The organism is Flectobacillus sp. (genome assembly GCF_049240685.1).
Classification (GTDB): domain Bacteria; phylum Bacteroidota; class Bacteroidia; order Cytophagales; family Spirosomataceae; genus Flectobacillus.
In genome coordinates this window covers 1-9,554 of sequence record NZ_JBMLSD010000168.1, presented here as the reverse complement: position 1 = coordinate 9,554, position 9,554 = coordinate 1, and the positions used below count along the sequence as shown (strand labels likewise).

At 36.4% G+C, this 9,554-nt stretch carries 7 protein-coding genes; 6 read left to right on the top strand and 1 reads right to left on the bottom strand.

What is annotated here, in order from left to right; translation table 11 throughout:
* Nucleotides 1-156 precede the first annotated feature (156 nt).
* Nucleotides 157-2,634, bottom strand: coding sequence for a serine hydrolase (locus ACOVQ4_RS07820; RefSeq protein ID WP_421820095.1), 2,478 nt, complete (start codon nucleotides 2,632-2,634; stop codon nucleotides 157-159).
* Between the two features lie 199 nt (nucleotides 2,635-2,833).
* Between ACOVQ4_RS07820 and ACOVQ4_RS07815 the strand changes: the two genes are divergently transcribed.
* The 6 genes from ACOVQ4_RS07815 to ACOVQ4_RS07790 all read left to right on the top strand — a co-directional run.
* Complete coding sequence (locus ACOVQ4_RS07815) at nucleotides 2,834-3,289, top strand: Lrp/AsnC family transcriptional regulator (RefSeq protein ID WP_421820094.1); 456 nt, start codon at nucleotides 2,834-2,836, stop codon at nucleotides 3,287-3,289.
* A 266-nt stretch (nucleotides 3,290-3,555) separates the two neighbouring features.
* Nucleotides 3,556-5,187 carry a M28 family metallopeptidase gene (locus tag ACOVQ4_RS07810; protein ID WP_421820093.1) on the top strand — a complete coding sequence of 544 codons (1,632 nt, stop codon included), beginning with the start codon at nucleotides 3,556-3,558 and terminating at the stop codon, nucleotides 5,185-5,187.
* Nucleotides 5,188-5,471: 284 nt separating this feature from the next.
* On the top strand, nucleotides 5,472-6,773 hold the full coding sequence (locus tag ACOVQ4_RS07805; RefSeq protein WP_421820092.1) for an MBOAT family O-acyltransferase: 1,302 nt from the start codon (nucleotides 5,472-5,474) through the stop codon (nucleotides 6,771-6,773).
* 203 nt (nucleotides 6,774-6,976) lie between these two features.
* Nucleotides 6,977-7,960, top strand: coding sequence for a hypothetical protein (locus ACOVQ4_RS07800; RefSeq protein WP_421820091.1), 984 nt, complete (start codon nucleotides 6,977-6,979; stop codon nucleotides 7,958-7,960).
* A 137-nt stretch (nucleotides 7,961-8,097) separates the two neighbouring features.
* Nucleotides 8,098-9,243, top strand: a complete 1,146-nt coding sequence (locus tag ACOVQ4_RS07795; protein WP_421820090.1) for a hypothetical protein — start codon at nucleotides 8,098-8,100, stop codon at nucleotides 9,241-9,243.
* Between the two features lie 201 nt (nucleotides 9,244-9,444).
* Nucleotides 9,445-9,554: thioredoxin family protein (locus tag ACOVQ4_RS07790; RefSeq protein WP_421820096.1), on the top strand; the 110-nt coding region annotated here is incomplete at its 3' end.

Genomic DNA, 9,554 nt, shown 5'->3' with positions numbered 1-9,554 from the left:
TAAAAATTAATCACTCACCATTCTGCACTCCTACCTAACCTTTTTGTTTCTTATTATTTATCAAAACGAGCAAGCTTCATTCAAAGAATTAAATTTTTTACTAAATTTTATAAAAAAGAGTTTCAAACTGTTAAAATGATTTCAAGATAATCTTGACTAATCTTTTTTGATGATTTGACCAGATAATTGTCCAGTAGGCTTATTGTTATCCCAAACCAACACCCCATTCACCCAGACTTTTTTTATTCCTGATGATAAAGCTTTGGGGTTTTTCACGTCGGCATGATCAATTACTTCATTGGGGTCAAAAAGTACTAAATCTGCCCAATAGTTATTCTTGATAAGTCCTCTATCTTTTATACCTAGGTTTTCGGCCGTAAGTCCAGTCATTTTGAAAATGGCATTTTCCCAAGAAAGCAAACCTTTTTCTCTAACAAAACGCCCTAAAACACGTGTAAAAGCACCATGACCACGAGGATGCCCACTGCCTGCGCCATCCGAGCAAATATTTGTGTAAGGCCATGCCAAGAATGCCTCTACATCTTTATCATCCATTGATTTTCCCATTATTGCTTCGATGCCTTCATCAAAATCTGGATGCTTAGTTTCAAAATCCTCCGCTTCCGCAACCAATTCTATCAGTGTAGCCGCCTCAGATTTTGCCTTGATGGTCGCAATTTCTGTTAAGGTTTTTCCAACATAGTTACGGTTAGGAGCAAATCTAACCAAAACCGATTCTTTGGGGTCGAACAACTGTTCTACTGCCATTTGAGCACTTTCAAGATTGGTATAGTCGCGCTTTGGGAACAATACCCTAAGCGTAGAGTGCCAAAAGTTGTAGGGATAACAATCAGCCGTAATTTGTACTCCGTTTGCTCTTGCCTCCTGTAATTTTGCCAATATCTCGTGCGCAGACTTCCACTGAGCCCGAAGTGCGATTTTGGCGTGGGAGATTTGTACAGGAATTTTAGCAATTTTCCCAATCTCTATTATTTCATCTAAAGCCTCCGTTAGATTTATATCCTCGCTACGGATATGGCTCATATACCTGCCCCCATTTTTAGCGGCCACCTTTGCCAAAGCTAGTACTTCGTCTCTATTTGAAAAAAAGGAAGATTCATATTCTAAGCCTGTATTTAATCCTAAGGAGCCTTTTTTCAATTCTGCCTCAAGCATTATCTTCATTCTTTCGACTTCGTCAGTTTTGGCGGTTCTATATAATCCTCTGGCACCCATAATTTTATTTCTTAGCGTAGCATGACCTGTGTACGAAGCTACATTTACAGCCACAGGCTTTTGTTTCATCCATTTCTCAAGGCTGTCCATCGGATAGCTACTCCCATCTTGTCCGATTACTATACTTGTAATACCTTGGCTTAAAAGTGGAATTGCGGTGGGCGTGTTTTCCAAACTTCCAAAATGATGACTATGCGAATCTATAAAGCCTGGTGCGAGTATATTTCCCTTTCCATCCCATACAATTTCATTTTTGAAAGGACTAAGGTTTCCTATTTCCCAAATCTTTTGGTCCTTGAGACGAACCTGAATATTTTGACTTGGTAAACCAGTACCATCCACTAACCTCACATTTTGAATCAACTGGGTTTTGGGCAAATGATAGGGCTCATTGTTCAAAATAGATTCTAGTAACCCAATCATTGTTGAATTTGACCCATTACTAAGGACAATGGCAGTAGTTTGAGTTTTATTATTTCTAAAAACAGCATTCAAAAAACCTACCCAAGAACCTGTATGCGCAAATCCATTTTCGGTAATTCCCCAGCCAAAACCGTATGGATAGGTTTTTCCGTTTTGAAGTTGCACAGGCTTGAAAGCCTCCGACCAAGTACTTGCTTGCAGAATCTTATTTTCTACAATTAACTGAACCCAACGATGGAGGTCTTCGGCACTAGAATAGATATTACCATCTCCCACAACCCCATCCATACGGATGAGGTCGTTTGGGAGAAGAATCCCATTTTTTCGCTCAAAGCCCAACACTCGATTTTTTGATTGGTTTGGTCCTTTCAAATAATACACAAAGGTGTCTTTAAGTCCAAAAGGTTGGGAGATGTATTTGCTGAAGAAGTGTTCGAAAGAAGTCCCTGATGCTTTTTCTATAATTTGAGCTAAAACCAAATAGCCAGTATTACAATATTCCCATTGAGTACCAGCAGAAAAATTGAGTGGAGGATGCTTTTCAATCAGTAATTGAATGAGTTTTTCATTGGTAAGTGTATCCAAAGTATTGAGATGCTGTGTGGCCAAATCAAAATACTCTGGCAAACCAGAGGTATGAGTCAATAAATGTCGAATGGTAATCTCTTGATAAGGGAAATTTGGAATAAATTGTGTTACACGTTGGTCATATTCCAATTTCCCTTGCTCAAAGAGTTTCATAGTCATAGTAGCTACGAATTGTTTAGAAATTGAGGCAAGATTGAAGGGCTGAGCCGCATCCAGCATTTTACGCTGAGAATAATCAGTCCATCCGAGTGCCTTCCGAAACTTTACCTTACCTTTTTCGGATAGTAAAACAACACCACTAAATTGCCCTTGTGAATGTAGCACATCGATTGCGCTATCTACACGAGCTATCATTTGTGATGTCAGTTGACCAAAGGAATGGTTCAAGTTTAGCAATCCACAAAAAAGTATGGTTAACAAGTTTCTTTTTAGAGGCATACCATCAGATGTTTATGCTGAGTATTTGATATAAATTTAGTTTTTATTCTTTCATTTCTCAAAAAACATCAACTAATATATATCAATTATTAAAAAAAAAGCATATTTTGCTGAATAGATAAGTATTAATTTTTTAAAATAGAATATTATGCTGGATACCACTGATCAACAAATACTTCAATTTTTGCAAAAGAATGCCAAATTGACCATTAAAGAGTTGGCCGAAATGTTAAATCTAACTACTTCTCCGATTTTTGAAAGAATCAAACGACTGGAAAAAGAAGGGGTAATAGCTGGATATGTGGCTTTAGTAAACCCAGAAAAAACAGGTAGAGGTCAAATTGTCTTTTGCAACGTATCTATGCCGATTTATACGCACGAAAATATTGATGCTTTTGAACAAATCGTTCAAAGCTTGCCAGAAGTGGTAGAATGTTATCATTTGGCTGGAACAGTGGACTATCAACTTAAAATTCATGTAAAAGACATCAAAGAATATGATGGCTTTTTGCGAAGAATGGCAGAGATTCCAATCGTTAAAGTTCAAAGTAGTACGGTAGTATTGCACCACGTCAAATACACCACGGCGATTCCTGTAGATTAAGCTTTACTTTAGGTAACTGACACAAGGCAATGAGTGTTTAATTGTTTTTTATGTAAGTAGCCGGAAAGATTAAATCAATAGTATCTCAAAGGTAAAAAGAGTTTCAAACTCCAAAGATCATTAATCAAAAACTAAGTCTTAGATTAGTAAAACCAAGTTTTCCAGTAATCATAATAAATTAAGCAATCAAACATAAAAATCTGATAGTCAGAATTTTAAACCAAAACAAATCATCGTTCAAATTTACTTACCATCAACACATTCTTATGAAACTATCCATTTTATCGGCCAGTACACTTACTTTTCTTTTGGGGTTTTCTTCGTTTGGACAAAAGGGAAGCTCAGAAGTAAAAAATCTTAAAAATATCAATCCCAACGCTATTAAAGCAACCATGACTTTCTTGGCCGACGATTTGATTGAAGGTCGCCAGCCTGGTACTAAAGGCTTTGCGATAGCCTCCAAATATGTTGAAACCCAGATGATACGCATGGGGCTCAAACCAGCAATGCCTAATGGTTTATACAAACAGGAGGTTCCTCTAAAAAAAGGTATTGTGAGCGAAAAGCTTAGTAGTATGTCATTGGACGATGAATCACTCAGCTACGGACAAGAATTTATTGTTAGTCCATATATGTCACAAGCAGAATCAACTGTTAGTGCCCCTTTGGTATTTGTAGGCTACGGTATTTCGGCACCCGAAATGCAGTATGATGATTATAAAGACATAGAGGTAAAAGGTAAAATTGTTGTCATGTTCAATGCTGCTCCAGAAAGCTTTCCTTCGAATCAGCGAGCTTATTTTACAACAAATCCTGTAAAATACAACGAAGCAATCAAAAGAGGCGCGGTTGGGATTATTTCAGTCAATCTTCCAAACGACAAAAGGTCTACCTGGGAGGCAACAGTCAGAAGAACCAAGCAAGGCACTTTTAAATGGATAAATAAGGAAGGTCAGCCCAATGACGCCTTCCCCGAATTGAAAGCAGTAGCAACCTTCAACCCCGATAAGGCAGAAAAACTTTTCGCAAAATCTGGAAAATCTTTTTCTGACATTGTAGAAAAAACTAAAGTAGGGAAATCAGAATCATTCGACCTCCATATTTCAGCTCGTATTCAAGTTAATACCCAGTTTAATTTTGTTGCAGGTTCCAATCTTGTTGGTGTAATAGAGGGTTCAGATCCAGTCTTAAAGGACGAGTATATAGTGTATACTGCACATTTGGATCACTTCGGCATTGGCGCACCTGTGAAAGGAGATTCTATCTATAATGGGGCACATGATAACGCTTCGGGGGTGGCCATACTTCTTGAAATTGCACAAACCTTCAAAAATCTTCCTTCAGCACCAAAGCGTTCAATTGTATTTACGGTTGTCACGGGTGAAGAATTCGGGCTATTGGGTTCAGACTATTTCGTAAGTAACAACCCTCTGAGTGGTCGAATCGTGGCAGATTTAGCCATCGACATGCCATTTTTCTTTCATCCAGTACTCGATATTGTTCCATACGGTGCGCAGCATTCTAGTTTGAATGAGCAAGTGCAAAAAACTGCGAAGCTATTGGGATTAGGAATAAGTCCAGACCCATTCCCTGAACAAGTTGTTTTTATCAGAAGTGACCATTTTAGTTTTATTAAAAAAGGAATTCCAGCCTTGTTTATTAAAAGTGGATTCAAAACTGTTCCATCAGATTTTGAAGACAGAAGTAAAACGGATGTAGCTTGGAGAAGTAGCATATATCATACTCCACAAGACGATATGAGTCAGGCTTTTGACTTTGACGCAGCCGCAACTCATGTAAAGGTAAATTATCTGATAGGATACTACGTGGCTCAAGACAAAAAATCGCCTGACTGGAACATCGGAGATTTTTTTGGTGGAAAATTTAGGAAGAAATAAAAAAAAGGGGGATGAGAAAAATCATCCCCCTTTTTTTTGGCATTTTTATTGTGAAAGAATTCTTAATCTTGTACCTTGAGTTTAATTTATATTCCTCCCTCTTGAAGCCTTTCAAATCATTTTTTTGACCACAGGCAACGCTTCTTCTTTTAAAAAAGTCTCAGAATTAAGAACCATACCTTACTAAATTATAACACACACTAATTATGCCGTTTAATTCTATCAGTTTTATCTATTTTTTTGGAGTTTTTTTCCCTCTGTATTGGATTTTTAAATCCAAATACATGCTTCAAAATCTGTTTTTGTTGATTGGAAATCTCTATTTCTACGCGCAGATTGACCCTAAACTATGTGTATTATGGCTTCTGATAGCCTTGGTTACATGGTTGTTGGGGGTGGCCATCGCAAAAAACTCACAGCACAAAGGATTTTTTCTGCTGATTGGTCTTTTGTTTATTTTCTCACAGCTATTTATCGCAAAATATTACAATTGGTTATTTGGAGATTTGACCAGAAATTTCAGTATTTATCAATTTATTTCTACCGTAGGATTATCATATTATACCTTGGCAGCGAGTAGTTATTTGATAGACCTATACAGAGGAAAGTTACAGGCGGAAGGTAATCCCATCACCTTGGGAGCTTACCTTTCATTTTTTCCACAACTACTATCTGGACCAATTCCGATTGCTTACAAAGACCTTGCCCAATACTCAAAAAATAGGACGCTCAATTGGATACAAATAGAGGAAGCCTCTCAAAGAATACTATGGGGCATTGTCAAAAAAGTAATTATTTCAGGAATGTTGGCAAAGCCCGTAGATTATATTTTTTACAATCATACCGAGTTAGGCCTCATTTACCTTTGGTTGGCCATTATTCTTTATAGCTTCCAAGTCTACATGGATTTTTCTGGCTATTCAGATATGGCTTGGGGTATCGCAAAACTCCTAGGTATCAATATTAATCCAAACTTTAAATCTCCTTTTATTTCACAAACGATTGATGAATTTTGGAGAAGATGGCATCTTTCGTTGAGTGCATGGTTGAAAGAATACATATACCTACCTTTGGGTGGACGTGGCAAAAACAAAGCACATTATATGCTGAATATCTTTTTAGTATTTTTTGTGAGTGGTTTATGGCATGGAGCAAACGCCAATTATATCCTTTGGGGTAGCTTCAATGGTATTTTATTCGTAATAGCTATTTTGGTTGGCTGGACACGCTCCACAAAAAACACATCAAACTTATTCAAATCAATACTATCCCCCCTGGTGGTGTTTATATTGATTGCCTTTACACGTGTGTTTTTTAGATCACCCGATTTTGGCACTGCCATCTTATTCTATCAAGAAATGTTTCGATTCAATGACCTATCGCTTCCTGATGTAGGGTTACAAGGATTGTTCTATTCTATTTTATTAGTAATTATCGAAGGTATTCGTCAGCATTATACCCATCCAGCTGATATTTCAAATTATAAACTGCCTATTCGACTTGCGGTTTACATAGCAGTTATCTGTTTAATTTATCTGGGATGGCCCACACAAAATCCGACAGAATATATCTATTTCAAATTTTAATCTAAAATACTTCTCTTATTTAAGTAGGTGAGCAAAATAAAATTTAATTTTTGGGCTTAGGGCTTTCAGCTTCGGGCATTCGGAAAAAACATATCTATCATAAAAAAACAACTTAATACTCTTTGCCTTAAAATGTTTCTTAATAAGTAAGTAAACAACCACATAGATTAAGAATTACCAACCCGTTAAACAGTTTTGACAAGATGAGAAAATCAAATTTGACAATTGCATTAGCCACAACAGTTATCTTAATGGCATGTAGCGAGAAAAAGCAAGACAACCAAGAGGTACAAACCAACAATTTAAAAGAAAACATACTTGCCGATTACCCAGAAATTCCAAGAGAAGAACTACTTGAAGATGACTCTTTAACCCTAAAAGTTTATGAGGAGTTAACCTTGCGATACAAATCCCAATTAACCAATCTCCAACAAGCCGTTAATGCCAACGGAGCGCAATTGGTACTAACATTTTTGAGCCCTGAAGTAGGAGAAAGCCTGACCAAAAGTAACAGATTGGGAAAAGATTTGATTGAACAATATGCGAAAGAATTAAATATTCCATTTTTTGATTTAACCCAAAACTTAGAAAAGTTGGACCCGAAGGTTATTACACAATTACCAAAGGATGGGCATTGGTCAAAAGAAGGAGCAAGAATAATCGCCGAAGAGTTAACCCCGATTATAAAGCAATATAGCCAAGTAAAATCTACCAAGATTTATACAGAAAAACCAGAACTATATGGCGATTTGGTTCCCTCAAATGACGAAATTTTAGATGGTGGCAAAGGCCTACCTTATCGCGTAAAAACCAACGCCCAAGGATTGCGCATGGATACAGATTTGGAACCCACAAAATCTAAACAACGTATCTTGTTTCTTGGAGATTCAGAAATGTTTTTCCCGTTTTTGGACAATAAAAATACAGGTACAAATCTTCTTCAAAATGCCTTTCCAGATAAAGAAATGTTGAATGCTGCCAATTGGGGCTATTCTATTGATGATTATGTGAGCTTGTACAAAGAAAAAGCGCAATTCGCCGAAGCAGATGTGGTAATTTTGACTGTAAATGGGAATGACTTTTTGGATATGTATTTTTCGCATCGAAATAGGTTTTCGAGAAATAAACAACCTCAGAACCCTAGTGAGAACGAAAAACTGTATTACCAAAAACACTTTCAAAAGTAGTAAGTTGGGGTAAAAAGGTGATTTCTTTTTATCCCAATTATTCATTTCTAGCTCATTAACTAGGATTTTTGAAGATTCTATGCATAGTTTGCAGTCATTAACAGACCTACAAACATTATTATTTGAATCCGTACAGTATGAAATCCAAATTATTTGCCATTTTTTGTGGTCTTACAATAGCTGCATGTTCGACTGGAAAAAAGGCCTTAGAGCAAGGAAATTTTGACGAAGCTGTATTTACAGCAGTTGAGAGACTTCAAAAAAGTCCAACAAATAGTACTTCCCAACAAGTTTTGAAAGAAGCATATCCCTTGGCTTTAAATTATCATCAAGCAAGGATAAGTAATTGGGAAAAGTCAGCAGAGGCATTTCATTGGGAAAGGGTTATTTCTGAGTATGAGGCGATGAATCAGTTAGGTGCCTCCATCGATAATTGTCCTCCATGCATCAGAGTAATAGGAGATGGTAAAAAATTTGTAGAACCACTTCAATCTGTAAAAAACCTGGCTGCGTCGGACCGATACGAATCTGGTAACTTTCACTTAAACAAAGCCAAAGGTAATAGACAAGAAGCTAAAAATGCCTTTTTTGACTTTGAGCGTGCGAATCAAATTATCGCAGGATACAAGGATGTTCAACAAAAAATGGATGCTGCCTATTTATTGGCTGCTTTCAATGTAGTGGTTGAGCAGGTGACTGTTACTTCAAAAGCATATCAATTGAGTAATGAGTATTTTCAAGATAAAATAAATGAGTTTTTGAGAACCAACCCAAAGCTCAACATGTTTGTTCAGTTTTACGCACCTCAGCAAGCAAGTGAGGTTAAACTAAAGCCAAATCATATTATCAGATTACAATTTGATGAGTTTGTGGTAGGTCAAACCTACATGAATACCAATACCGAAAATGTTACTAGTAAAGATAGCGTTAAAGTCGGCGAAGCAACCATAAATGGCAAGAAAGTACCTGTTTATAATAGAGTTACAGCAAAATATACGAAAAGCCGCAAAACTGTAACATCAAATGGTGTTTTGGATATGCAAATCATAGATTTTCAGACAAAACAGGTAGTGTATCGAGACAAGTTACCTGGAAGTTTTGTTTGGGTAAATGAATGGGCTAATTTTAATGGAGACGAACGAGCTCTCAGCAAAGAGCAATTAAATTTATGCAAAAACAAAGAATTGCTTCCGCCAGCTCCACAAATTCTATTTACTGAATTTACGAAACCGATTTATGATCAGGTTACTAAAAAAATTCGTAGATATTATGAGAACTATTAGGCATGATGGCTTGTTGTAAATTCAACTATCACTTAGAAGAACAATTTTAAAGTCATTTTTAAATATTTTTAACCAACTCTAAATGAACATTTTGAATAATTATAATAAGATTTTTATGATTATTTCTAGAAATATGAACCAATATTGTTGAATAAAATGTTTTAACTTTGACGAAAAACATTAACTATAACGATTAATAAAATGGGAAATTACGTAGTAGCAACTGACGAAAACTTTCAGGAGCTTATTAGCTCAGACAAACCTGTATTAGTAGATTTTTGGGCAGAATGGTGTGGACCTTGTAAAATGAT

Excerpts from the sequence above, each read along its gene's own strand:
- ACOVQ4_RS07815 (WP_421820094.1), top strand. The coding sequence starts at position 2,834 with ATGCTGGATACCACTGATCAACAAATACTTCAATTTTTGCAAAAGAAT.
- ACOVQ4_RS07810 (WP_421820093.1), top strand. The coding sequence starts at position 3,556 with ATGAAACTATCCATTTTATCGGCCAGTACACTTACTTTTCTTTTGGGG.
- ACOVQ4_RS07805 (WP_421820092.1), top strand. The coding sequence starts at position 5,472 with ATGCTTCAAAATCTGTTTTTGTTGATTGGAAATCTCTATTTCTACGCG.
- ACOVQ4_RS07800 (WP_421820091.1), top strand. The coding sequence starts at position 6,977 with ATGAGAAAATCAAATTTGACAATTGCATTAGCCACAACAGTTATCTTA.
- ACOVQ4_RS07795 (WP_421820090.1), top strand. The coding sequence starts at position 8,098 with ATGAAATCCAAATTATTTGCCATTTTTTGTGGTCTTACAATAGCTGCA.